The organism is Segatella copri (assembly GCF_015074785.1).
In the GTDB taxonomy this organism is placed as follows: domain Bacteria; phylum Bacteroidota; class Bacteroidia; order Bacteroidales; family Bacteroidaceae; genus Prevotella.
Genome location: NZ_CP042464.1, coordinates 3,240,049 through 3,264,365, shown reverse-complemented (window position 1 = coordinate 3,264,365; position 24,317 = coordinate 3,240,049). Strand labels below are relative to the sequence as shown.

The 24,317-nt window shown below is 44.9% G+C and carries 19 protein-coding genes; 13 read left to right on the top strand and 6 right to left on the bottom strand.

From position 1 onward, the window contains the following. Positions 1–51: 51 nt before the first annotated feature. The 5 genes from murG (at position 52) to ftsZ (ending at position 6,235) form a co-directional block, all read left to right on the top strand. Positions 52–1,158 (top strand): undecaprenyldiphospho-muramoylpentapeptide beta-N-acetylglucosaminyltransferase, encoded by a 1,107-nt coding sequence (murG, locus tag FO447_RS13415; protein ID WP_117692953.1) that lies wholly within the window; start codon positions 52–54, stop codon positions 1,156–1,158. After that, positions 1,158–2,534, top strand: a complete 1,377-nt coding sequence (gene murC / locus FO447_RS13410; protein WP_200756779.1) for a UDP-N-acetylmuramate--L-alanine ligase — start codon at positions 1,158–1,160, stop codon at positions 2,532–2,534. Before murG ends, murC begins: the two co-directional genes overlap by 1 nt. Beyond that, positions 2,535–3,329 (top strand): hypothetical protein, encoded by a 795-nt coding sequence (locus tag FO447_RS13405; RefSeq protein ID WP_022121278.1) that lies wholly within the window; start codon positions 2,535–2,537, stop codon positions 3,327–3,329. Positions 3,330–3,368: 39 nt separating this feature from the next. Further along, the gene (gene ftsA / locus FO447_RS13400) at positions 3,369–4,814 is read left to right on the top strand and encodes a cell division protein FtsA (RefSeq protein ID WP_200756777.1); all 1,446 of its coding nucleotides are present in this window, start codon (positions 3,369–3,371) and stop codon (positions 4,812–4,814) included. An 89-nt stretch (positions 4,815–4,903) separates the two neighbouring features. Continuing rightward, complete coding sequence (ftsZ, locus tag FO447_RS13395) at positions 4,904–6,235, top strand: cell division protein FtsZ (RefSeq protein ID WP_117692949.1); 1,332 nt, start codon at positions 4,904–4,906, stop codon at positions 6,233–6,235. Between the two features lie 63 nt (positions 6,236–6,298). Here the strand turns inward: ftsZ and recO are convergent, their stop codons facing one another. Continuing rightward, the gene (gene recO, locus FO447_RS13390; protein ID WP_022121275.1) at positions 6,299–7,024 is read right to left on the bottom strand and encodes a DNA repair protein RecO; all 726 of its coding nucleotides are present in this window, start codon (positions 7,022–7,024) and stop codon (positions 6,299–6,301) included. A gap of 233 nt (positions 7,025–7,257) precedes the next feature. Between recO and rpsT the strand changes: the two genes are divergently transcribed. From rpsT to FO447_RS13370, 4 genes are all read left to right on the top strand, one after another. Continuing rightward, on the top strand, positions 7,258–7,512 hold the full coding sequence (gene rpsT, locus FO447_RS13385) for a 30S ribosomal protein S20 (RefSeq protein ID WP_200756775.1): 255 nt from the start codon (positions 7,258–7,260) through the stop codon (positions 7,510–7,512). Between the two features lie 307 nt (positions 7,513–7,819). Next, positions 7,820–9,790, top strand: coding sequence for a DNA topoisomerase (ATP-hydrolyzing) subunit B (gyrB, locus tag FO447_RS13380; protein ID WP_022121274.1), 1,971 nt, complete (start codon positions 7,820–7,822; stop codon positions 9,788–9,790). 131 nt (positions 9,791–9,921) lie between these two features. Next, complete coding sequence (locus FO447_RS13375; RefSeq protein ID WP_200756772.1) at positions 9,922–12,297, top strand: glycoside hydrolase family 95 protein; 2,376 nt, start codon at positions 9,922–9,924, stop codon at positions 12,295–12,297. A 14-nt stretch (positions 12,298–12,311) separates the two neighbouring features. Further along, positions 12,312–13,205 carry an alpha-L-rhamnosidase N-terminal domain-containing protein gene (locus FO447_RS13370; protein WP_117728176.1) on the top strand — a complete coding sequence of 298 codons (894 nt, stop codon included), beginning with the start codon at positions 12,312–12,314 and terminating at the stop codon, positions 13,203–13,205. Between the two features lie 82 nt (positions 13,206–13,287). On the opposite strand, the gene FO447_RS13365 is transcribed toward FO447_RS13370, so the two are convergent. The 5 genes from FO447_RS13365 to FO447_RS13345 all read right to left on the bottom strand — a co-directional run bounded on the left by FO447_RS13365 (position 13,288) and on the right by FO447_RS13345 (position 18,989). Then, on the bottom strand, positions 13,288–13,923 hold the full coding sequence (locus FO447_RS13365) for a DUF3109 family protein (RefSeq protein WP_118079652.1): 636 nt from the start codon (positions 13,921–13,923) through the stop codon (positions 13,288–13,290). A gap of 92 nt (positions 13,924–14,015) precedes the next feature. After that, positions 14,016–14,681, bottom strand: coding sequence for a uracil-DNA glycosylase (locus tag FO447_RS13360; RefSeq protein WP_200756770.1), 666 nt, complete (start codon positions 14,679–14,681; stop codon positions 14,016–14,018). Positions 14,682–14,783: 102 nt separating this feature from the next. Beyond that, a complete protein-coding gene (gene gpmI, locus FO447_RS13355; RefSeq protein ID WP_200756768.1) occupies positions 14,784–16,307 on the bottom strand; it encodes a 2,3-bisphosphoglycerate-independent phosphoglycerate mutase in 1,524 nt (507 codons plus the stop codon). A 124-nt stretch (positions 16,308–16,431) separates the two neighbouring features. Further along, positions 16,432–17,511: a winged helix-turn-helix domain-containing protein gene (locus tag FO447_RS16350; protein WP_437181648.1), complete on the bottom strand. Its 1,080-nt coding sequence runs from the start codon at positions 17,509–17,511 to the stop codon at positions 16,432–16,434. Between the two features lie 251 nt (positions 17,512–17,762). After that, on the bottom strand, positions 17,763–18,989 hold the full coding sequence (locus FO447_RS13345) for a transposase (RefSeq protein ID WP_117664388.1): 1,227 nt from the start codon (positions 18,987–18,989) through the stop codon (positions 17,763–17,765). A gap of 157 nt (positions 18,990–19,146) precedes the next feature. Here FO447_RS13345 and FO447_RS13340 point away from each other — a divergent pair, with 157 nt between their 5' ends. The 4 genes from FO447_RS13340 to FO447_RS13325 all read left to right on the top strand — a co-directional run bounded on the left by FO447_RS13340 (position 19,147) and on the right by FO447_RS13325 (position 24,198). Continuing rightward, positions 19,147–19,965, top strand: a complete 819-nt coding sequence (locus FO447_RS13340) for a GLPGLI family protein (RefSeq protein ID WP_200756766.1) — start codon at positions 19,147–19,149, stop codon at positions 19,963–19,965. 87 nt (positions 19,966–20,052) lie between these two features. Continuing rightward, positions 20,053–22,605, top strand: a complete 2,553-nt coding sequence (locus tag FO447_RS13335; RefSeq protein ID WP_200756764.1) for a carboxypeptidase-like regulatory domain-containing protein — start codon at positions 20,053–20,055, stop codon at positions 22,603–22,605. A 163-nt stretch (positions 22,606–22,768) separates the two neighbouring features. Next, positions 22,769–23,107, top strand: a complete 339-nt coding sequence (locus tag FO447_RS13330) for a helix-turn-helix domain-containing protein (RefSeq protein ID WP_200756762.1) — start codon at positions 22,769–22,771, stop codon at positions 23,105–23,107. Continuing rightward, complete coding sequence (locus FO447_RS13325; RefSeq protein ID WP_200756760.1) at positions 23,104–24,198, top strand: type II toxin-antitoxin system HipA family toxin; 1,095 nt, start codon at positions 23,104–23,106, stop codon at positions 24,196–24,198. The genes FO447_RS13330 and FO447_RS13325 overlap by 4 nt, the downstream gene beginning before the upstream one ends. Positions 24,199–24,317 lie beyond the last annotated feature (119 nt).

Here is a 24,317-nt window from a genome sequence, read left to right as displayed (position 1 = left end):
GCCGTTAAATCGATATTTTTTTATACCTTTGCGTTATAAACATGAACGGATATGAATAATGAATTAAGAATTATCATAAGCGGAGGCGGCACAGGTGGTCACATCTTCCCTGCCGTATCCATTGCAAATGCCATCAAGGCAAAGCGCCCTGATGCTAAGATTTTGTTTGTAGGTGCACTCGGCAGAATGGAAATGCAGCGTGTACCTGCTGCGGGTTATGAGATCAAGGGCTTGCCTATCTGCGGCTTTGACAGAAAGCATCTGCTCAAGAACATCGCCGTACTCTTCAAGATATGGAAGAGCCAGCACATGGCAAAGAGCATCATCAAAAACTTCAAGCCTATGGCAGCTGTGGGCGTAGGTGGCTATGCTAGCGGTCCGACTCTCAATGTTTGTGCCAGCAAAGGAATACCTTGCCTCATCCAGGAGCAGAATTCATACGCTGGTGTAACCAATAAGCTCTTGGCCAAGAAGGCTGAAAAAATCTGTGTGGCTTACGAAGGAATGGAGCGTTTCTTCCCAGCAGACAAGATTATCATGACCGGTAATCCTGTTCGCCAGAATGTATTGGAAACTACCATCACCCCGGAAGAAGCACGCAAGCAATTCGGTCTCGACCCAGAAAAGAAGACTATCTTGCTCGTAGGTGGCAGCCTTGGCGCAAGAACCATCAACGAGAGTGTGCTCCAGCACCTCGACCTGGTGAAAGAAAGCGGCGTACAGTTTATCTGGCAAACAGGTAAATACTATAATGCTGCCATCATGGAGCAACTGAAAGGTCAGGAGCTGCCAATGCTCAAGGTTACTGATTTCATCAGCGACATGGGTGCAGCTTACAAGGCAGCCGACCTGGTTATCAGCCGCGCAGGTGCCAGCAGTATCAGCGAGTTCTGCCTCATCGGCAAACCGGTTATCCTGGTTCCAAGCCCTAATGTGGCAGAAGACCACCAGACCAAGAACGCCATGGCATTAGTCAACAAAGATGCTGCCATCTACGTAAAGGATGCCGATGCACCAGAGGTATTGCTCAAGAAAGCAGTTGACACGGTAAAAGACGAGGCTAAGCTTGCTTCGCTCTGTGAGAATATCAAGAAATTAGGATTAAAGAACTCTGCCGACGTCATCGCCGACGAAGTAATCAAATTAGCAACAAAGTAATGGAAATAAAAGATATTAAAGCAGTTTATTTTGTAGGAGCGGGCGGCATCGGAATGAGCGCCATCGCCAGATACTTCCTCAGCAAGAAGTTGGTTGTAGCCGGATATGACAAGACTCCATCCAATCTAACTCACGAGTTGGAGAAAGAGGGAATGCTTATCCACTATGAGGAGAATGTTGACCTCATACCAGAAGCCTGCAAGGACGCCAAGACAACATTGGTAGTCTACACACCGGCAATTCCTGCTGAACACAAGGAACTGGTTTTCTTCCATGAGAATGGCTTCACCATCGAGAAGCGAGCTCAGGTTCTGGGTACATTAACCCGTACACATAAGGGACTGTGCGTAGCGGGTACACACGGAAAGACATCAACATCTACCATGTGTGCTCACATCATGCACCAAAGCCATATTGACTGTAATGCCTTCCTGGGTGGTATCTCAAAGAACTATGGCACCAACTATATCCTCTCCGACAAGAGCGACTATGTTGTCATTGAAGCAGATGAGTTTGACCGCAGTTTCCACTGGTTGCGCCCATGGATGAGCGTCATCACGGCTACAGACCCAGACCATCTCGACATCTACGGCACCAAGGAGGCTTATCTGGAGAGTTTCCGTCACTATACAGAACTGATCCAACCGGGCGGTGCACTCATCATCCACAAAGGTCTGGAGATGAAGCAACACGTACAAGACGGTGTCAAGATATACGAATACAGTCAGGACGAGGGCGACTTCCACGCTGAGAACATCAAGATAGAGAATGGAGGTATCACCTTTGATTTCATCTCTCCTATCGAGAACGTAACGGGCGTAGAACTCGGACAGCCTGTGCCTATCAACATCACAAATGGTGTGGCAGCAATGGCAATGGCACAGTTGAATGGTTGTACAGCCGATGAACTCCGTAACGGCATGAAGACCTACGGAGGAGTTGACCGCCGTTTCGACTTTAAGATCAAGAATAACAAACTGGTATTCCTGTCTGATTATGCTCATCATCCAAAGGAGATATATCAGAGTGCTAAGAGTATCAGAGAGTTATACAAGGACCGTAAGATAACAGCCATCTTCCAGCCTCACTTGTATACTAGAACCCGCGATTTCTATAAAGATTTCGCCAACAGTTTGAGTCTCTTGGACGAGGTTATCCTCTGCGACATCTATCCAGCTCGTGAGCAGCCTATTCCAGGAGTAACCTCCAAGCTTATCTATGACAATCTGAAACCAGGTGTAGAAAAGAGCATGATTCACAAAGAAGACGTTCTTGACCTGGTAAAGAATCGAGACTTCGATGTTCTAGTTATCTTAGGAGCTGGCGATTTGGACAACTATGTTCCACAAATTACCAAAATACTTGAAAAGAAATAAATGCATATCAATTGGAAGAAAACCATCATCATCGCACTGGATTTAGTACTCGGTACTTATCTGGTATTCGCTTTCACCAGGTTTAACAAACCTGATGAAACGAAGTTGGTATGCACCAAGGTGAACATCAACATTCAAGATGAGATGACGAATGGCTTTCTGAATGCGAAGGAAATCAAGAAACGACTGGAAGCCAGGAAACTCTATCCGCTGGGGGAACCGCTCAAAGAGGTGAACGCCCGCATGATAGAAGAAACCTTGAAGACCAGTCCTTTCGTCAAGACGGCAGAATGTTCAAAGACTCAGGATGGTCTTGTTGACATTTACCTCACCCAACGCATGCCAATCGTCAGAATCAAAAGCATCAGCAACGAGGACTATTATATTGATGACCACAATCAGATCATGCCCAACACGAACTATACATGCGACATTATCATCGCAACGGGCTACATCAACAAGTGGTATGCTAAAAAATACATCTCATTACTAAGCAAAGCGCTGATGACGAATGAACTCTGGCGAAACCAGATAGAACAGATCAATGTCCTGCCTGATAGAGGAATAGAACTGGTACCGCGAGTAGGCAACCACATTATATATATAGGTAACCTGCCAGAGACCAACCTCATCGACAAACGAGAGCAAGCCATCAACGATTTCGTCAACAAGAAGATGAATCGATTAGAGAAATTCTATAAGTATGGACTCTCACAAGCTGGCTGGAACAAGTATTCGTATATCAATATCGAATTCGACAACCAGATCATATGTAAAAAGCATCAAAATAGCTAATTAGAAAATAGAAACAGATTAAGATAACATATAAGAACTATGCCAAAGGAATTTATTGTAGCTATCGAACTTGGCTCATCTAAGATGACAGGTATAGCAGGTCAGAAGAATTTGGACGGCAGCATCACCGTACTTGCCACCGTAGAGGAAGATTCATCTTCTTGCATCAGAAAGGGTGTAATCTATAACATTGACAAAACCTGCCAATGCTTGACCAACATCATCAAGAAGTTGAAGAATATACTGAAACAGGATATCACCCAGGTCTATGTAGGCGTGGGCGGTCGCTCTATACGCAGTATCAAAAACGTCATTGTCAAGGATCTCCCAGGTAACACCATCATCTCACAAGAGATGATCAATGAACTGATGGATATCAACCGCAACATGACCTATCAGGACCAGGAAATCCTGGATGCTGCAACTCAGGAATACAAGATAGACAACCAATACCAGATAGACCCTGTAGGAATACAGTGTAACCATCTGGAAGGTATCTTCCTGAATATACTTTGGCGCAAGAACTTCTATAACAATATCAATACCTGTTTTGAAAATGCCAACATTCCTATTGCAGAAATGTACCTGGCTCCTTTAGCTATGGCTGACAGCGTTTTGACAGACTCAGAAAAGCGTGCAGGCTGTATGCTTGTTGACTTGGGTGCCGATACGACAACCGTTTCTGTATATTATAAAGGTATACTTCGTCATCTCTCTGTCATCCCATTGGGCGGCGGCAACGTGACCAAAGACTTAACTTGTCTTCAGATTGAAGAGCCTGATGCAGAAAATATGAAACTCAAGTATGCCAAGGCTTATACCGATATCAACAATATCGACCCGACCCTGAACTACCCTATCGACAAGGATAGAGTGGTTGAAAGCAAGAAGTTCATCGAAATCGTAGAAGCACGCGTAGAGGAAATCGTAGAAAACGCATGGTTCCAGATTCCTGTGGAATTCTCAGATAAGCTGTTGGGTGGTATCATCCTTACAGGTGGCGGCAGCAACATGCCTGAAATCGATAAGGTTTTCAAGACACATACCCACATCGACAAAGTACGCATTGCCAAGTTTATTTCTCAAACAGTCAACTCCAAGGATCCTAAGATTACCAATCACGATGGTACAATGAACACCGTATTGGGACTCCTGGCAAAGGGAGACATGAACTGTGCAGGTGACGAAATCGGCACTGATCTCTTCAGCAATTCTTCAGAAAAGCCAGTAGCAGCCGAGCAGCACAAGGCTCCAAGAAACCCTAACGAGACTGCCGGCAAGGGCGTTGTTCTTACTGCAGCAGAAAAAGCGGCTGCTGACGAAGCTGCCCGCAAGCAAAAAGAACTGGAAGAAGCTGAGGCAAGACTTCTGGCAGAAAAAGAAGCCGAAGAAGAAGAAAAGAGACGCAAAGAAAACAGTCTCATCCATAAAATGATGAGAGGTTTCAAGAAGTTTGTGAAAGATACCATTTCTGAAGAAGAATAAGATGCCAAAGACCAGGCTATCAGAAAACAGATTTCACAACAGGTTAAATAAAAAATCAGATAGATAAACCCTATAAAGATTATACGACTATGCTAGATAATGGAAACGCTCCTCATATTCTTGACTTTGGGGAACCTGAAAAAGAAAATAGCATCATCAAAGTGATTGGTGTTGGTGGTGGCGGTGGAAATGCCGTCAACCACATGTACCGCGAAGGTATACACGATGTAACATTCGTACTCTGCAACACAGACAACCAGGCACTTAACGACTCACCTGTGCCTGTACACCTGCAGCTAGGTAAGGAAGGTCTGGGTGCAGGAAACAAACCTGCCAAGGCACGCCAGGCTGCCGAAGAGACTCTTGAAGATATCAAGAACATGCTCAACGATGGAACAAAAATGGCATTCATCACAGCGGGTATGGGTGGCGGTACCGGTACAGGTGCAGCACCTGTCATCGCCAGAGTAAGTAAGGAGTTAGGTATTCTTACCGTTGGTATCGTAACCATCCCATTCCGTTTTGAAGGTCCTAAGAAGATTGACCAGGCATTGGATGGTGTAGAGGAAATGTCGAAGCATGTAGATGCCTTACTGGTAATCAACAATGAACGTCTTCGCCAGATTTATCCAGACCTTGCCGTTCTCGATGCCTTCGGCAAAGCTGACGACACATTGAGTGTAGCTGCCAAGAGTATCGCTGAAATCATTACCGTACATGGTCTCATCAACCTCGACTTCAATGATGTGAAGACCGTACTGAAAGATGGCGGTGTGGCTATCATGAGTACAGGTTACGGTGAGGGAGAAGGAAGAGTAAAGAAAGCGATAGAAGATGCATTGAACTCACCACTCCTTAACGATAATGACGTATTCAACTCTAAGAAGATTCTGCTCAGCATCGCATTTGCAAGCGAGAAGAAAGATAATCCTGGCTTGACCATGGACGAGATGAATGATGTCAACGACTTTATGGAGAAATTCGGTGACGACTTCGAATTGAAATGGGGTCTTGCCATTGACCCTGAATTGGGAAGCCGCGTAAAGGTAACCGTACTCGCAACAGGTTTCGGACTCGAGGATGTAGAGGGAATGAACCGCCACCTCAAGAAACATACTGAGGAAGAATCTCGCCGTCTCGCTGAAGAAGAGGAGAAACGTGCTGAAAGAGAAGACCGCCGCAAGCGCTATTATGGCAGCGATGGCAATACGACACAGTATAAGCGTCATCCACACATATTCCTGTTCCGCCAGGAAGATTTGGATAACGAGGATGTCATCCTTCAGGTAGAAAACACGCCTACCTATAAGCGTACCCGACAGACTCTGGAAGAAATCCGTAATATAGCTTCCGGTAATACAGAACCGAAAGAAGACAATAATGATGATGCTACAGTACAGGGCGTTATCAGTTTTGCCTAAACAGAGGACATAGCCGTCGTCTGTTTCCCGCTTACATCAAGCAAGCGGGGAAACCTGAAAAGACTAAGCAAACAGTTCCTGAAGAACAGCAAAACTCTTCATTTCCGGGAAACCTGGCAAATGAAGTTTATAATACTCCAGTATCACCTCTACACACCTGTTTCGTTCCATACGAGACATTGTGTAGAGGTGCATTGTTTTATAGTCTAAACGGAACAAAGACACAAGCCGCATAGAATCTTCCTTATTTAAATAATGTACATGCGAAGGAACATGAGCTGCAAAACATCCATCTACCAAATCAAAATAATCGCCAGACATACCGCTCTCTATATTGGGCATAAAACCCAAATGAAAAGAGAGCTGAATCATAAAGACTATATGGAAATTGGCAATAGCACCTTTAGCATGGTCTAACCATTCGATACTGTCCTGTATGAAAAGATAGAGCGCACCATTAGCCTGCTCATGACGGGTAGCATATGAAAGCAGTTCTGCCAAGAACATGGAAATGCCAAGTTTGTATGGAGAAAAAGGGATATCAGAGAATGGAATCTGAATCGAAACATCCCTAAGGCGCTGCAGATTTGACTTGGGACGATAATCAAATTCTAAATTCAAGACCATGAGCGGTTGGAAAAGCTGCCGTTTCATCTTCCCCTTAGATGACTTAGGCACACGTACCATAAAGGAGAGTCTTCCCAACTTTTCGGTGAAGAAATCCACGATAAGTTGAGAGTCCCCATACTTGATGGTTTGCAATACGATAGCACTAGTTTTTATCTCCATTTTGCCTAATATTAGTGAAAAACAGGGCAAAAATACAAAAAAATGCGCATTTAGCGAAAATTTTCTATGAAAAATTTGCTAGATTCAAATAAAAGTAGTAACTTTGCACCCGCAAATAAGCAATGGTCCCTTCGTCTATCGGTTAGGACGAGAGATTTTCATTCTCTAAAGAGCAGTTCGACTCTGCTAGGGACTACAAACATTTAAGAAATAAAAAAAATAACATAAAGAAGATGGCAAATCACAAATCATCAATCAAGAGAATCCGTCAGGACAAGAAGAAGTCTTTGCACAATAAGTATTATGCAAAGACTATGCGCAATGCTGTCCGCAAGTTGCGCAACATGTCTGACAAGGAAGAGGCTGCAAAGCTCTATCCTACTGTTCAGAAGCTTTTAGACAAGTTGGCTAAGATCAACGTTATCCACGACAACAAGGCTGCAAACTTGAAGTCTGGTCTTACAAAGCACATCGCTAAGTTGGCCTAACTTATAAGTCAAAGCAAAGAAATAAATAAGGCTGCAATCCTTTATAGGGTCGCAGCCTTATTCTTTTCTATGAACCCGACTATCCATTTCCTGCATCATAAAATCTTCCCATCACAACCGGTTTTATACTACAACATACCCTATAAAAACGCGCAAAACGATTATTAAACAGCTTTTTCAAGACACTTTTGCCGCTAAAGTTCACATTCTACGTTTTTTCTTCACTTTTTGGTGATTTTTCACAAACAAAAGTTCCTGTTTCTCAGCTTTTTTTAGTATCTTTGCACGGAAATAAGACAATACTAAAATGGCAGAAAATCAAAACAACGCAAATAATTACTCTGCGAGTAACATTCAGGTTCTGGAAGGCCTGGAAGCTGTTCGCAAACGTCCGGCGATGTATATTGGTGACATCTCCGAAAAGGGTCTTCATCACTTGGTAAACGAAACTGTAGACAACTCTATTGACGAAGCAATGGCGGGCTACTGTACCGACATCGAAGTTACCATCAACGAAGACAACTCTATCACCGTAGAAGATAATGGTCGTGGTATCCCTGTGGATATGCACGAGAAACTACATAAATCAGCCCTCGAAGTCGTTATGACCGTGCTTCACGCAGGTGGTAAGTTCGACAAGGGTTCTTACAAGGTATCTGGCGGTTTACATGGTGTGGGTGTAAGTTGTGTGAATGCACTTTCTACCCACATGTTGTCACAGGTGTTCCGTGGCGGCAAAATCTACCAGCAGGAATATGAGAAGGGTAAGCCTCTCTATCCGGTTAAGGTGGTAGGTGAAACCAACAAGCGCGGTACACGCCAGCAGTTCTGGCCAGATCCAACCATCTTTACTCACACTGTCTATAAGTGGGACATCATTGCCAACCGTATGCGCGAGTTGGCATTCCTCAATGCAGGTATCAAGATTACCTTGAAAGATTTGCGCCCTGACGAGGAAGGTAAGACCAAGGAGCAGGTTTTCCACGCTAAGGATGGTTTGAAGGAATTCGTCCGTTACGTAGACCGTCACCGCACTCATCTCTTCGATGATGTTATCTATCTGAAGACAGAAAAGCAGGGTATTCCTATCGAGATTGCTGTGATGTACAACACAGATTACTCTGAGAATATCCACTCATACGTCAATAACATCAACACCATTGAGGGTGGTACCCACCTGACTGGTTTCCGTATGGCGTTGACCCGCACCTTGAAGGCTTACGCAGAAGCTGACCCAACCATCTCTAAACAGATTGAGAAGGCAAAGGTAGAGATTGCACCAGAAGACTTCCGCGAGGGTCTTACTGCCGTTATCTCCATCAAGGTAGCTGAACCTCAGTTTGAGGGACAGACCAAGACCAAGCTCGGTAACAGCGAGGTACAAGGTGCCGTTCAGCAGGCTGTAAACGAGGCTTTGTCTGATTATCTGGAAGAACATCCAGACGAGGCAAAGCGAATCTGCGAAAAGGTTGTCCTGGCTGCTACGGCCCGCATAGCTGCCCGCAAGGCACGTGAAAGTGTACAGCGCAAGAACTTCATGACAGGTGGTGGTCTTCCTGGTAAACTTGCCGATTGCTCAATGAAGGATCCTAAAGAATGCGAGATCTTCCTCGTCGAGGGTGATTCCGCCGGTGGTTCTGCCAAGCAGGGTCGCGACCGTTTCCGTCAGGCCATTCTCCCATTGCGTGGTAAGATTCTGAATGTAGAAAAGGTACAGTGGCACAAGGTATTCGAAGCTGAGTCTGTCATGAATATCATCCAAAGTATCGGTGTCCGCTTCGGTGTAGATGGCGAAGACAGCAAGGAGGCTAATACCGACAAGTTGCGTTACGACAAGATTATCATCATGACCGATGCCGACGTCGATGGTTCTCACATCGACACATTGATTATGACACTCTTCTATCGTTTCATGCCAAAGGTTATTGAAGAAGGCCATCTGTATATCGCTACCCCACCACTCTACAAGTGTACTTATCGCAGCAAGGTAAGCGAGTATTGCTATACAGAGCAGCAGCGCCAGGCATTCATCGACAAGTATGGAGATGGAGTAGAAGACAAGAATATCCACACCCAGCGATACAAAGGTTTGGGTGAGATGAACCCAGAGCAGCTTTGGGAAACTACTATGGACCCATCTACACGCTTGCTCAAGCAGGTTACTATCGAGAACGCAGCCCAGGCTGATGAGATTTTCTCTATGTTGATGGGTGATGATGTAGAACCACGCCGCGAGTTCATCGAACAGAATGCTACTTACGCCAATATCGACGCTTAAAGTTAACACGAACATATTGGGGGTAGACTCAGCGAGAGTCTTCCCCCTTTTTTGGATAGCCTCATCCAATGAGCATCACCTTCCGACTTCGTTTCCGGGCATCGAATTTTAAAACCAACAATACCATCTTTATGAAGCATATATTTTTTACGATTGCGTTAGCTGCCTCTAGTACGTGGAACTGCCAGGCAACAACAGTAAGTAAAGAGTTGCAACCCAACAAGTTGTGGTACAACAAACCTGCATACGCCTTCGAAGAGTCACTGCCATTAGGCAATGGCAAACTGGGTGCGCTGGTTTATGGTGGAGCCAATAATGACTCTATCCAGCTCAACGACATCACCCTTTGGACGGGCGTGCCTGTGAATCCCAACGAAGGTGGCGAAGCCTACAAGTGGATTCCGAAAATCAGAGAGGCGCTGTTCAAGGAGGATTACAAGACCGCCGATTCCCTGCAACACTATGTGCAAGGCCATAACTCGGAGTTCTATCAGCCACTGGGCATGATCAATATCAAAGACTGCAACCAGGGCGAGTTTACGGATTATTACCGCGAACTGAGCCTCGACAACTCCCTGGCTACTGTTCATTACAGGCGCAACGGCATCCAATACACCAAAGAGTATTTTGCTTCTCATCCCGACAAGATGATTGCCATCAAGCTGAGTGCCTCCCAGAAGAGATCCATCAACAGCGACATCTCACTCACTTCCCTCATTCCCCATCAGGTAAAAGCATCCAGAGGACAGCTCACCATGACGGGACATGTTCTCGGCGATGAAACCAACAGTACGCATTACTGTGCCATGCTTCAGGTGAAGAACACCGACGGAAAAGTGTGGGCAAGCGATTCTGTACTCCATCTGAAGAATGTGAGCGAGGCTATCATCTATCTCGTAAACGAAACAAGTTACAACGGATTCGACAAGCATCCTGTGAAGGAAGGAGCTCCATACATCGAGAACGTAACCGATGAAGCCTGGCACCTTGCCAACTTCACTTACGAAGAATTCAAACAGCGTCACATCGCCGACTACAAGAAACTCTTTGATAGAGTGAGTTTGAACCTGAAAGGAGCCAAGTTTGATGCCACCCGCCCTACCGACAAACAGTTGCTCGCCTACAGCGACAACCACGAGAACAACCCTTATCTGGAACAGCTCTATTTCCAGTATGGCAGATACCTGCTCATCAGCAGCAGTAGAACCAAGGGAGTGCCTGCCAACCTACAGGGACTCTGGGCACCAGCCCTCCGTTCGCCATGGCGCGGCAACTATACCATCAACATCAATCTGGAAGAAAATTACTGGCCGGCAGAAGTTGCGAACCTCTCAGAACTGGTAGCCCCAGTAGACGGATTGGTAGAGGGTATGGCTGTGACAGGTCGCCACAATGCCCAGCACTTCTATGGTATCGATAAGGGATGGTGCGCTGGACACAACACTGATGCCTGGGCAATGACCAATCCTGTAGGAACCGGAAACGAAAGTCCGCAATGGAGCAACTGGGCTATGGGTGGAGCCTGGCTTGTAGAAACCCTTTGGGATCACTATGACTATACCCGCGATACCGAATATCTTCGCAATACAGCCTATCCGCTGATGAAGGGGGCTGCCGACTTCCTGCTTGCGTGGCTCATCCCGAATCCACACAATCCAAACGAGCTGATTACTGCTCCTTGCACATCGCCAGAGGCAGATTACATTACCGATAAGGGCTACCGTGGCAGCAGTTTCTATGGCGGAACCGCCGACCTCGCCATCATCCGCGAGCTCTTCAAGAATACCATCAAGGGAGCAAAAGCCCTGGGCATCGACAACGATTACCAGCAGCAGTTGCAATCAGCCCTCAATCGCCTGCGCCCTTACCACATCGGTAAGCGGGGCAATCTGATGGAGTGGTACCACGATTGGGAAGACCAGGATTGGCATCATCGCCACCAGTCACACCTGCTGGGGCTCTATCCATTCCATCAGATTTCGGTAAACAAGACTCCGGAACTTGCTGCTGCCGCAACCAAGACCCTGGAAATCAAGGGCGATAATTCCACCGGTTGGAGTACAGGCTGGAGAATCAACCTCTGGGCTCGTCTGCATCGTGCCGACAAAGCTTATCAGATATACCGCAAGCTGCTCACCTACGTAAGCCCTGAAGTCTACAAGGACAGCAAACACCACAGCGGTGGCACCTACCCTAACCTCTTTGATGCCCATCCACCTTTCCAGATAGATGGCAACTTCGGAGGCACAGCAGGTGTATGCGAGATGCTGATGCAATGCGATGGCGAGACTATGCATCTTCTTCCTGCTCTACCTAAAGAATGGCCTGCAGGCGAAATTAAGGGTATCAAAGCACGTGGAAACTACGAGATTAATCTCGTATGGAACGGAGGAAAGGTCAGCAAAGCTTCCATCACCAGCAAGAATGCCGGAAACCTGACCGTCAAGTATAATGGTAAGCAGAAAGCATTAAATTTCAAGGCTGGCGAAACAAAACTCATAAAATAGACAAATAATAATCTATGAGATATTTTACAATTCTCATCTTTACAACTCTCTGGGTGCTGAATTCCTATGCACAGGAATTCGGTACCCATTGGGTATCATATCCATTCCCCAACGATTCTTCTGAGATATTATACAGGAAAATCTATCATCTTGATCAAAAGCCTTTAAAGGCTGAGATAAACATGGCAAGTGGAGGAAATACCCGCCTATACATCAACGAAAGAAATGCTACGCCAAGCATTTTCAACGAAGGAGCCAGAGACAGCATCCTTCTGATGCAAACCATAGATATCTCCAGATATCTGAAAAAGGGCGAAAACATCATCGCGGTCTGGTATGCACCAGGAAGAATAAGAAATAAGAGCAAACAACTCTCGCTGGAACTTCATGGCTGGTATACAGACTCTGTTCCTTTTTATCATAAAGCAGACGAAACATGGTGGTGCAAGCCCCTGAAAGGCGGCAGTTACAACGAAAAGGAACACTTTGACAATAGAATATACACTACTGAGTGGAAATCGGCTGAATACCAATCTTCAGGATGGGTTCATCCGACAGGCGCCTTCAAAGATACGGTAAACTATATCTTTGTTGACCAGCTGCCATACCTCACCCAGAACAAACTTCAAATGGTATTAGAACCATACCAGGAGGAATTTGATCATCAGGGATGCCGTATAGACTTCGGACGTCCGTTCCGTGGAACCATCCGGCTCACGATACGCAATGCCAGCAAAGGAACAACACTTCATATTAACGGAAACCAATATGTATGCAGTGGCGAAATGGACGAGCAAGCCTATTACCGTTTCCATGCTGAGCATCAAAAAGATTTCGTGATAACATGGGATAAAGGCTTCAGAAGAAGTAATATCACAAATATAGAAGGATTAGAGATTTCGGAATAAGCTCAACAGCGTTTCGAAATCTCTTTTTTTATAAAACAAAAAAGACTTCGGAACTATTATCTTCCAAAGTCTCTAACTGAATTTAGTCTTCCAATTCGGCAAGTACTTGCTCTGCCACTTCGCAAAGCTCATCATACCATTCCTTGCTGAATTTCTCTACCAACGGACCCTCCAGGAACTTATAAACCGGAAGATTCAACTCCTCTCCTTTCTTGATGGCATCCTTGCAGATACGCCATTTGTTATAGTTGATGCCATACACCTCGTTGCCGAAATCCTTGGCACGGATTGGATACAAAGCACAGGAGATAGGCTTCTTGAACTTCGACTTTCCTTCGCGATAAGCACGCTCCAAGGCACAGAGACAACAATTCGGAATCGTATGTCCATCGCCCAGGTCTTTCAAATCCTGGTAGCATGTAAACACACAATCCTTACCATTCACGATGCTCGTCACCAAATCGCCTTCAATATCGGTATAAGCCACGCCCTGCTTATCTATGATAGCCTGGGCAGAAGCTGAGAGATCATCCCAAACCACATCCAGCGCATCCTCAATCTCCATAATCTCATCCAGGGTAACAGGAGCTCCCGCATCGCCTTCGATGCAGCACTCACCCTTGCAGGCATCAAGGTCGCAACAGAATTTTTCGGTGATAATATCAGGTGAAACCAATACGTTGCCCACCTGCAGAATACGCAGTTCGTCTTTCTTCATAATGTTTTTGAGATGAATAAATTTCTTTGAGTGTATAATAAAAAATAATGATAGCTACCCATGAGTGGATAGCTATATATTAATCGGTGTACCTACCATTGGATAGGCGCAATTCCGTTCTGCTGCAGATACGCATTGCAGCGGGAGAAATGATGATTGCCAAACCATCCGACACGGTTGGCTGATAATGGCGAAGGATGAACGCTTTCCAATATCAGATGCTTGCTTGTATCGATGAGCTTCGCCTTGCTCCGGGCATAACCGCCCCAAAGGATAAACACCAGATGCTCCTTATCCTTGCTGAGCGCCTGGATAGCAGCATCTGTGAATTCCTCCCAGCCCTTGCGCTGATGACTCGCTGCCTGATGGGCACGAACGGTCAACGTGGCGTTGAGCAACAATACTCCCTGCTTTGCCCAGCGGGTTAAATCGCCCGTAGCTGGCATCGGAGTACCGAGATCCATCTGAATCTCCTTGAATATATTAATCAATGATGGTGGGAAAGTGATTCCGTCCGGCACAGAGAAACTCAGTCCCATCGCCTGACCCGGCTCATGGTATGGATCCTGTCCGATAATCACTACCTTCACATCATCAAAAGGACAGAGATTGAAGGCATTGAAAATCAAGCGGCCAGGAGGATAACAGGGCGTACGCAGGTATTCCTCTTTCACGAAGTTTGTGAGGTCAACAAAATACTGCTTGTTGAACTCTTCTCCTATATGCTGTTTCCAACTTTCTTCTATCTTTACGTTCATGCTTAATATAAATTCAAAAGTATCTTAAGATACTTACGCAAGTATCCTAAGATACTTGGCCAAGTATCTTAGGATACTTTTTTGAGGTATATAAAATCGTTTTTACTTGTTGTCAGAAATCAAGTTCTCACCTGTCATATCTGCAGGCTTCTCCAAGCCCATGATATGGAGGATAGAAGGAGCTACGTCTGCCAAACGACCATCCTTTACAGTAGCTGAATTGTTGTCAGTTACGTAGATGAATGGAACTGGGTTCAAAGAGTGAGCGGTGTTAGGGGTACCGTCCTCGTTGATAGCGTGGTCTGCATTACCGTGGTCAGCGATGATGATAGCCTCATAATCGTTAGCCTTAGCAGCCTCGATAACGTCCTTTACGCAGTTGTCAACAGCGTGAACAGCCTTAGCGATAGCGTTGTAGATTCCTGTGTGACCTACCATATCACCATTAGCGAAGTTTACAACGATGAAGTCGTACTCCTGAGTGTTGATAGCACCAACCAACTTATCCTTTACCTCGTAAGCGCTCATCTCTGGCTTCAAGTCGTATGTAGCCACCTTTGGAGAAGGAACCAGGATACGGTCTTCGCCCTCGTATGGAGTCTCACGACCACCATTGAAGAAGAATGTTACGTGAGCATACTTCTCTGTCTCTGCAGTGTGGAGCTGCTTCTTGCCCTGTGCGCTCAAGTACTCACCGAGGGTATTCATTACGTTCTCCTTAGGGAAGAGGATGTGAACGCCCTGGAAGCCTGCATCGTATGGAGTCATGCAGTAGTACTGCAAGTCCTTGATGGTGTGCATGCCTTCCTCTGGCATATCCTGCTGAGTCAATACCTGTGTCAACTCCTTGGCACGGTCGTTACGGTAGTTGATGAAGATAACAACATCACCCTCCTGAATAGTACCGTCAACCTTAGAGTTATTGATTGGCTTGATGAACTCGTCTGTTACGTCCTCATCATAGCTCTCCTGCATTGCCTTCACCATATCGTCAGCCTGCTTACCCTTACCCTCAACGAGCAAGTCGTATGCTTCCTTCACACGGTTCCAGCGCTTGTCACGGTCCATAGCATAGAAACGACCCACGATGCTTGCGATGTGTGCACCATTCTTGTCGCAGCAAGCCTGCACCTCCTCGATGAAGCCCTTACCGCTCTTAGGGTCTGTATCACGACCATCCATGAAGCAGTGAACGTATGTCTCCTTCAAACCATATTCCTTACCAATCTCAATCAACTTGAAGAGGTGATCCAAAGAAGAGTGAACACCACCGGTAGAAGTCAAGCCCATCAAGTGGAGTTTCTTACCAGTCTTCTGAGCATAGCTGTAAGCGTTGATGATCTCCTGATTCTTCAAGATGTCACCGCTCTCGCAAGCCTTGTTGATCTTAACGAGGTCCTGATATACCACACGACCAGCACCAATGTTGAGGTGACCTACCTCAGAGTTACCCATCTGACCTTTAGGAAGACCTACGTCCTCGCCACAAGTCTGGAGAGTAGAATGTGCTGAAACTGCTGTCAAATAATCGAGATAAGGAGTTGGAGTCTTGAAGATAACATCACCCTTATCATGCTTACCGATTCCCCATCCGTCGAGAATCATTAAAAGAGCTTTTTTTGCCATAATTACATAAAATAATTTAAATTCGAATTTCGACTGCAAAGTTACAACAAAATAGGTGAAGGACAAAATAAATTAAGATAAAAAAACTTCCACCTTTCTAAAAAGATGAGAGTTGATAACAAGATCAACAGGTTCGCAGGATATATCCCTTTTTGATGACAGCTTCGATACTTACCTTTTCATCCAGGTTCAATGCCCTGCGAAGATAGGTAATCTGCACGTTCAGGGCAAGGGAATTGGAGTATGAATCATCACCCCATACTTCATTCAATATGAAATCCCGCTCTACAAGCTGGTTCTGGTTCTCGGCAAGAAGCTTCAGAATTTCAGCTTGACGAGATGTGATGACTACTCTGAAATTACCACATAGCAGTTCATTCTGCGCATAGTAGAAAGCAATGGAACCGATAAAAACAGCAGATTCTTCACCTTTGTCGTCTTCTTTCGGTTGCTTCAACTCATAAATCATATTCTTCAGAAACTCATGGCGAATGCCATCAATGCGTTTCTGGAAGACTATGGTCTTCACCAGATAATACAGACATCCTATCAATATGAAAAAGAGAAAGATGCTTCCTATCAATTGCCACATCATGGCTTTGAACGTTCGAGTAATAGGAATGGGCACCTGAAAAGAAATACCTTGGCGAAACATTGGGTTCGTCTGATACTTTACCGTCACCACACGTGACCATCTGCCTTCGGCATCATATTTTGCATTCAGGAAGACAGTCTTGTAATCCAGATGGCGAAAAAAGGATATCTTCCCATATCCCTTATCATCCAGTAATCTTTGATAAGAAGCCAACGAGGGATGCTTACCTATATAAGCCAGATATCTGCTGATGATGAGATAAGCATCATCACCCGTAAGATCAGGATCATTCAAACGGACAAGAAAGCGGTGATTGTTCCAAAAAGAAAGCGTAGTACGGCTACATCCCTTCTTCATATCATATTCAGATTCTATCTTAAGCATAACCGTATCTCTTCTACCTTTCGTAGATGAATTCTCCTGCAACTTTTTTCTATTCTTCAAATCTTGCGCTAACACTTCATCACAATCCTTCTTGAATTGCTCTACCTGCTGGTCTAAGCTATATTGACATTGAAGATGGAGCCAATATGCCTGCGTGCAGAACAACAATGCGATTGCTACTCCACATACCATCCATACTATTTTCAGCTTACTGTTACTGTTCATACTTTTCTGATCTTTTGAATTTGACAGCAAAGTTACTGAAAAATCCGTAAACAAAGGCAAGAGTAATAAAATAATAATAGACAAAAAAAAGCAAAAATAATAACTCAGTAACAGAAATCATCGATTTCATCGGATGATCTCAGTACCTTTGCATCACAAAAACGAATGAAACAGATAAAATAATGAATAATAGACGAAGATTATGAAAAAGGTATTATTAATCAATAGTTCGTTAAAATTTGAGATAATGGCTAAGCAGCTTTACGTTGCCAGCCAAAGAGTTCTTTGATAGTATGACTAATTAACTTTCGGTTCGGTATTCTCCGACACTTGTTGAAAATTAATTTAGCGATGTATGTGCTTGCCATAATCTCCTTGAAAGAAGCCATGGAATACGGCAATTCATTTTCCTTCATCATCACTTTCGCAACATTCTGTGATGCGAATGATGCATTATAGGAAAAGTCCAACTGGTTCTTGTGTCTTGCTTGGCAATGCGTAAGACCAGTATATTGCTTTGCATCGCGAAAACAAAACTCTATTTGGAATCTTGAGCGGTATGTGCGCAACACTTCCTCACCCGACATGGATGTCTTTGTTGAGAAGAAAAGCTTGTGTTTTCCGTTCGGCATAACCCAAATGACAAGGCGCACTTTCTGCTTCAATGCCTTTGAATAGGCTATGAGTGTGTAGGCTGTGCCTTCAAGTCCTTCAATATGCAACTCTGCCATACGTGTGAGGTCAAGTTTCTTGTAGTTGATTTTTCCGTCAAGTGTCTTGGGACGTCCAGGCTTATTGGAACGAGGTCCCGTATACACATAATATAGGCTCGCAGTATCCCTGAAGCGGCTGACAAGATGGAAACCGCACTCTTTGATTCCGTCCACAAACGGACGGATAGAGAAGAAAGCGTCAGCGACAACAATATCGGTGACCTTCAACAAATCCTTCTTATAACGCTTGATGACCGCTATGTAATGTTGCACGAGAGTCATGTTACGCATTTTCAATTCTCCAGTAGATGGAGTCTGATGGGCGCGCAGCATCATGCAACTGTTGGCATGGACATCGACAAGTGCAAGCCCCATGATTTCAAGCCCATGCTTCATGGAACTTGCACAACCGGACCAGAAAGTACCGATATGCGGAGTCTTCTTACCCGACTTGCTGATGTAGCTCGGATCGATGGCTATAGCCAATAGACCATCCATATTCAAGTAACGTCGGCATAGGGCAAGGTTGAACTTCACCCAGTCTATGCATTTAGCACGACCACGGTTGAAGTTCGTTCTGTAGGTCTGCTCACAATGGGTGCCGTAACGCTCCATTTGAGTGAAATTTATCTTTCTTTGTATCGTCATGTACAATAAAAGTATTTCCAAGAGTAGACTCTCGAAAGTTTTGCTTAACTTTGCAGATGAACTTTTGATAGCATCTCTGCATATTTCCGTATATTGGTTGAGTGGTTCTGATGTCATATAACTTTGAGCTTAGAGAACTATAAAGTTACTGATAATCAGCCACTTAACCAAATTTTATTAGTTATATTACGTTAATTAACTCTCTCATTTTCAATCGATTACATAAGAATTAACAGAGTATTGATTAATAGCATGGCTTGCATTATATGCATGCATGCTCCAAGCTCAAACAGTAAACCTGTTCGATGAATCAAGCATTGGCATTGGAGATTCCATTGATCAGGTAAAGTATCAGGTAGTATATGATGCCGAGTATATTTACGAAAAGAAATATACCAAGACCGACACCATCATTGGCCGCATCGAAGAGAAAATGCTCTTGCAGATTGGCAACAAGTATTCCGCATTCTACAGTTATCCGATATTCCAAAGAGACTCTACCATCTCCGCAAATATGGCAAAAGGAATACCTGTCAATTTCTCCGGTAATGGCGGACAGATTAATTGGAAAGTATATAAGAACTATCCAGAACAGGGCAAGACCGCTTATCTCGATTTCTTTGCTGCTGACAGATATTTGTGCATTGAACCGATGGAACCGATAGACTGGCAACTCACAGACAGTATCGATTCCATCTGCGGTTACGAGTGCCACCAGGCTATTGCCAAGTTTAAGGGGAGAACATGGATTGCATGGTACACGGAAGACATCCCTATTGACAATGGTCCCTGGAAGCTGAGCGGACTGCCGGGATTGATACTCAAGGCTCACGACTCCGAGAACGATTATGGATTTACAGCTGTAGGACTCACAACAGGCAAAGGCTCCATACCTATCTATTATAAAGGTAAGACTTTCGAGCCTATCGACCGCAAATCATTGACCTCCATTTACAAGAAATACTATGCCGACCCTATCGGCTATCTGCTTCAAGATGCCAAGTATGCTGCAATTGTAAAGATCAAGGATGAAAAAGGAAATATCCTGAAGCATTCCAAGCGTGCTGAGCCATACAATCCGATAGAAAAATAATTAGCAGTTTACATTTTTGCCAGACAAGCGTCTTAAAGACATCAGCAAGATAAGTGTCTAAGGTAAAATAGAAAAGAGAGAAAAAAGATGAAGAAAATAATAGTTCTTTTCACTATTCTGTTCGTGGCGTGCCATGCGTTTGCCCAAGAGAAGATTAGCGGTTATGTGGAAGATTCACTTACACACAACCGTCTGACCAACGTATCGGTTACACTGCTGCGCAATGGAAAGCCCTTGAAGTTTACACGCAGCAAGGAAGACGGAACTTTCCTGATTCCCATAGCACAAAAGCAAACTGGCGATATGCTGCAAGTTTCCTACATGGGCTATAAAAAGCAAAAAAAGGCGGTTTCATCGGGAAAAGAAACCATCATCAGTATGGCTTCAACAGCTTTTGTCTTGAAGGAAGTACAGGTGAAAGGCTCTCGCATCACGGGTCGAGACACCATATCTTTCGACCTCACCCGCTTTGCCAACGAACGAGATAACTCACTGAAAGATGTACTGAAAAAGCTGCCAGGCGTGGATATAGAGAAGAATGGTCGTATCAACTACAATGGTAAGCCCATCAACCGATTCACTGTGGAAGGTCTCGACCTGACCGGTGGCAAATATAACCAACTAGAGGAGAACATCAAGGCGAAAGATGTGAAAAAGGCCGAAGTCATCGAGCATGACCAGCCTATCAAGGCGCTCCAGAACAAGACCTTTACGGATAATGTAGCGATGAACATCGCCCTGAAAGACAGTGCTCGCAACAAACTGATGTCCACCCTCAAGCCTTACATGCTCGTAGGGCATCCGTCCCGCGTAGGCGGAAGCATCAATATCATGCAAATTGGCAAGAAGAAACAGATGATGTATGATGCAGAATACGACAGAACAGGTAAAAATCTCGGCTATGCACTTAACCAACTCGCATCTTACAGCAATCGTCTGGCTCCTGCCTCCCTTCCATCATGGATATCAGTACCATCGCTTGACGCTCCTATTGACGAAGAACGCCTGCGCTTCAACACCTCGCAAAAATACTCCATCAACCATATCAAGAAGAACAAGGACGATGCAGAGACTCGCATAGAAGCCAACTATCTTCGTACGGTAACCCGACAAGAGCGAGAGAACATGAGTATCTACGACCTCGGCGGCGAAGCTCCCACAGTTACCACGGAGCACAACCACAAGACGATAATCAGCGATGCCTTCAATCTGCAATGGGAGAACAAGGTAAACAAGGCTGAGCATTATGGCAACGAGAGCATCAGCCTCAGCGCAGCACAAAGCGACGGTTTGTCAAACATCAACGACACGCTTACCCAACGTGTCCGCATCCCAAAGCTCGACCTCTCGGCAAGTATCTACCGTCTCTTCGTCTTCAAGAAGAGCCAACTCTCCTGGCGTAGCACTGCCGACTATCACCATGGTGTGGCGGACCTCTACGTTAACGACGAGCGCAATCGCATCCGCACCAACCTTTGGCATACAGCCCACGCCTTACAGTGGATGAAGAATCGCTTCCACTGGACACAGGAATATAGAATGAGTATCGACCTCAACAACATCTATGCGAAATATCAGGAAAGAAGCGATAAAATCGGCAAAAACAACGGATTCATCGAAAATAGTCACGATGAAATCGGTCAAAACAGCCTTAACATCACAGGGAAGTTCACCCCTTACTGGCAATACAAGACCGAGACGTTCCGTATGTCGTTCTCTCCCGATTTCATCTGGGAACGCTTCACCTATCCACAGAAGACTCTACTTACCGTATCACCCTACCTTTACTTATATAAGAAATTGGATTTCCGTAGAGAGTTGACTATCTACACAGGATACAGTACAGGAACAGGCAATGCCACCAACTACGCCATGAAGCAATATCGTCAAAGTTATCGTTCTTGGTACACTTCGAGCGACATCATTCCGATAACTCGCTCTCTTTATGGCAAGTTGAGTTACGACTACAAGCGCCCTATCAAGGAAATCTTCTTCAGCGCATCGGTCAATGCCAGCAAAAACTGGATGAACACGGCATCCGACCTACGCATCGTGGATGGCAAATACTATACCTCATTATATAAGCAGGACAGCAAGAGCAACGACATCGGAGGTTCGCTCTATATCTCCAAGGGTTTCTACGACCTTCATCTGAAGACCCGCCTGGAGGGCAGTTACAACTACAGCAAGGGTGAGCAATACAGCAGCGGCAAAGCCATCAGCTACACCGCCGACAACTATACTGTAAAGCCTAGCATCGACTTCTCGCCGTCCTGGTGCGCCTTTAGCTATGAGGGAGAATTCTCTTTTTACAACTCGAAACGTCAAAAAATGGCGAAGTCATCGTTATTTAATTGGCGCCAAAGCATATCTGCCACCGCTACCATCAGCCATGTGGACCTCTCCTTCTCGCTCGTACATTATCGCAATGAACTGCAAGAGGGCAGCCATCTTAACACCCTCCTTGGCGATGCCTCTGCAGTTTGGAGAATGAAAAAGCTCCGCCTTTCAGCAGAGCTTCGAAACCTATTCAATAAGAAGAATTATATGGAAACCATCTATAGCGGCATCAGTACATTGACCGACTGCTATTATCTTCGCCCTCGCGAACTGATGATTTCCGCCCAGTATTCCTTCTAAACAAGAACTCCCGTCTCTTTTCAGAGATGGGAGTTCTTTGCTTTTAAGGATAAGAGACAAGGTTATAAGGGATTTTAACTTTTTTAGTTGATTTTTATTTGGAACATAACATTATTATTTGTATCTTTGCAACTGATAATATCTTATTATTATCCCAATGATTATGCAAGAAACGAATAATATATTAGCAATATTAGACAGCTACCTCCACGACAATCCTGATGAGATTGCAAAGGAGATGGCAAACGACTTCAGAAAACGAAGAATAGAAAAGAATCTGACACGTGAGCAAGTGGCAGACAAGTCAGGCGTTGCCGTCAGCAACATCACCAGATTCGAGCAAAAAGGCCTCATCTCCCTCAAAAATCTGATTGGTATCGCCATAGCGTTGGACTACACCTCAGAAATCAAGAACGTCTTCTCGCAACCCAAGTACTCCACCATGGAGGAGTTGCAACAGATAAAAAGAAACGCTAACAAGAAAAAGGCTTACAGACAATGAAACATATAGAATCTTTAGCCGTGAAATATCACCAGGAGAAAGTCGGCACACTGTCATTGAGTGCCGATGGAAAAGTATGCACATTCGAGTATGACAATCAGTGGTTGGCATCTGGCTTTAGTATATCTCCGTTGGAATTGCCACTGAAGCCTGGTCTTTTCATTGCCAAAGCCACCCCTTTCAACGGGAACTTTGGCATCTTCGAAGACAGCCTTCCCGATGGATATGGTAGATACCTATTGCATAAAGCCTTGCTAAAAGAGGGCATCAACGACTTTGAGCTATCTGCTCTCGACCGACTGAGCATCGTGGGCAATGGAGGTATGGGCGCATTGACCTACGAACCTATAACTTCTATCCAGACTGGACACGAGATTGAGGACTTTGACCTTTTACAAGCCAAAGCCTTGGAAGTATTGAAGGAGCAACAGGATAATGACGCTGGTTTGCTATTATATAATAGTGGTAATAGTGGCGGTTGTCGCCCGAAAGCCATTTTCACAAATGAGGATGGCCATTGGTTGGTCAAGTTTCGCCATACCTATGACCCACAAGATATGGGAAAGCAAGAGTATCATTATAATAAGATAGCCAAGCAATGTGGTATCCAAGTACCCGACTTCAAACTGTTAAACAACAAGTATTTTGCCTGCCGTCGCTTCGACATTTCTCCAACAGGCGAACGCATTCACGTAGCCACAGCTGGAGCCTTGCTCAACGTTTCCCTTTCCAACCCCATTCTCGATTATCTCAACCTTTTGGCGCTTACTGGTTATCTTACTCAGAGCCAAGAGGATGTAGAAGAGATGTTCCGCCGCATGGTTTTTAATTACATAATGGACAACAAGGACGACCACTGCAAGAACTTCTCTTTCTTGGTTCAGAAAGAGAGCGATGGCAAATGGCATTGGCATTTAGCTCCTGCCTACGACCTCACCCATTGCACCGAGGGATATAATGGTGAACACGCAACATCTGTAAATGGAACTGGGCATCCGACCGTAGAGGATATGATAGCCGTTGGCGTAAAGAATAAAATGAAGGAAAACAGATGCCGCAAAATCTATGAAGAGGTAAGCGAACAATGCTAGAATAAAAGCGAACTATCTGCGTGCGCTGTGTGGTCAATTCCTTACAACGGAATTACAATAAAAAAGCCTCTATCTCTTTTTCGGAGATAGAGGCGTTTCTGTTTAATCTATTTCATTTT

Excerpts from the sequence above, each read along its gene's own strand:
- murG (WP_117692953.1), top strand. The coding sequence starts at position 52 with ATGAATAATGAATTAAGAATTATCATAAGCGGAGGCGGCACAGGTGGT.
- murC (WP_200756779.1), top strand. The coding sequence starts at position 1,158 with ATGGAAATAAAAGATATTAAAGCAGTTTATTTTGTAGGAGCGGGCGGC.
- FO447_RS13405 (WP_022121278.1), top strand. The coding sequence starts at position 2,535 with ATGCATATCAATTGGAAGAAAACCATCATCATCGCACTGGATTTAGTA.
- ftsA (WP_200756777.1), top strand. The coding sequence starts at position 3,369 with ATGCCAAAGGAATTTATTGTAGCTATCGAACTTGGCTCATCTAAGATG.
- ftsZ (WP_117692949.1), top strand. The coding sequence starts at position 4,904 with ATGCTAGATAATGGAAACGCTCCTCATATTCTTGACTTTGGGGAACCT.
- recO (WP_022121275.1), bottom strand. The coding sequence starts at position 7,024 with ATGGAGATAAAAACTAGTGCTATCGTATTGCAAACCATCAAGTATGGG.
- rpsT (WP_200756775.1), top strand. The coding sequence starts at position 7,258 with ATGGCAAATCACAAATCATCAATCAAGAGAATCCGTCAGGACAAGAAG.
- gyrB (WP_022121274.1), top strand. The coding sequence starts at position 7,820 with ATGGCAGAAAATCAAAACAACGCAAATAATTACTCTGCGAGTAACATT.
- FO447_RS13375 (WP_200756772.1), top strand. The coding sequence starts at position 9,922 with ATGAAGCATATATTTTTTACGATTGCGTTAGCTGCCTCTAGTACGTGG.
- FO447_RS13370 (WP_117728176.1), top strand. The coding sequence starts at position 12,312 with ATGAGATATTTTACAATTCTCATCTTTACAACTCTCTGGGTGCTGAAT.
- FO447_RS13365 (WP_118079652.1), bottom strand. The coding sequence starts at position 13,923 with ATGAAGAAAGACGAACTGCGTATTCTGCAGGTGGGCAACGTATTGGTT.
- FO447_RS13360 (WP_200756770.1), bottom strand. The coding sequence starts at position 14,681 with ATGAACGTAAAGATAGAAGAAAGTTGGAAACAGCATATAGGAGAAGAG.
- gpmI (WP_200756768.1), bottom strand. The coding sequence starts at position 16,307 with ATGGCAAAAAAAGCTCTTTTAATGATTCTCGACGGATGGGGAATCGGT.
- FO447_RS16350 (WP_437181648.1), bottom strand. The coding sequence starts at position 17,511 with ATGAACAGTAACAGTAAGCTGAAAATAGTATGGATGGTATGTGGAGTA.
- FO447_RS13345 (WP_117664388.1), bottom strand. The coding sequence starts at position 18,989 with ATGACATCAGAACCACTCAACCAATATACGGAAATATGCAGAGATGCT.
- FO447_RS13340 (WP_200756766.1), top strand. The coding sequence starts at position 19,147 with ATGCTCCAAGCTCAAACAGTAAACCTGTTCGATGAATCAAGCATTGGC.
- FO447_RS13335 (WP_200756764.1), top strand. The coding sequence starts at position 20,053 with ATGAAGAAAATAATAGTTCTTTTCACTATTCTGTTCGTGGCGTGCCAT.
- FO447_RS13330 (WP_200756762.1), top strand. The coding sequence starts at position 22,769 with ATGCAAGAAACGAATAATATATTAGCAATATTAGACAGCTACCTCCAC.
- FO447_RS13325 (WP_200756760.1), top strand. The coding sequence starts at position 23,104 with ATGAAACATATAGAATCTTTAGCCGTGAAATATCACCAGGAGAAAGTC.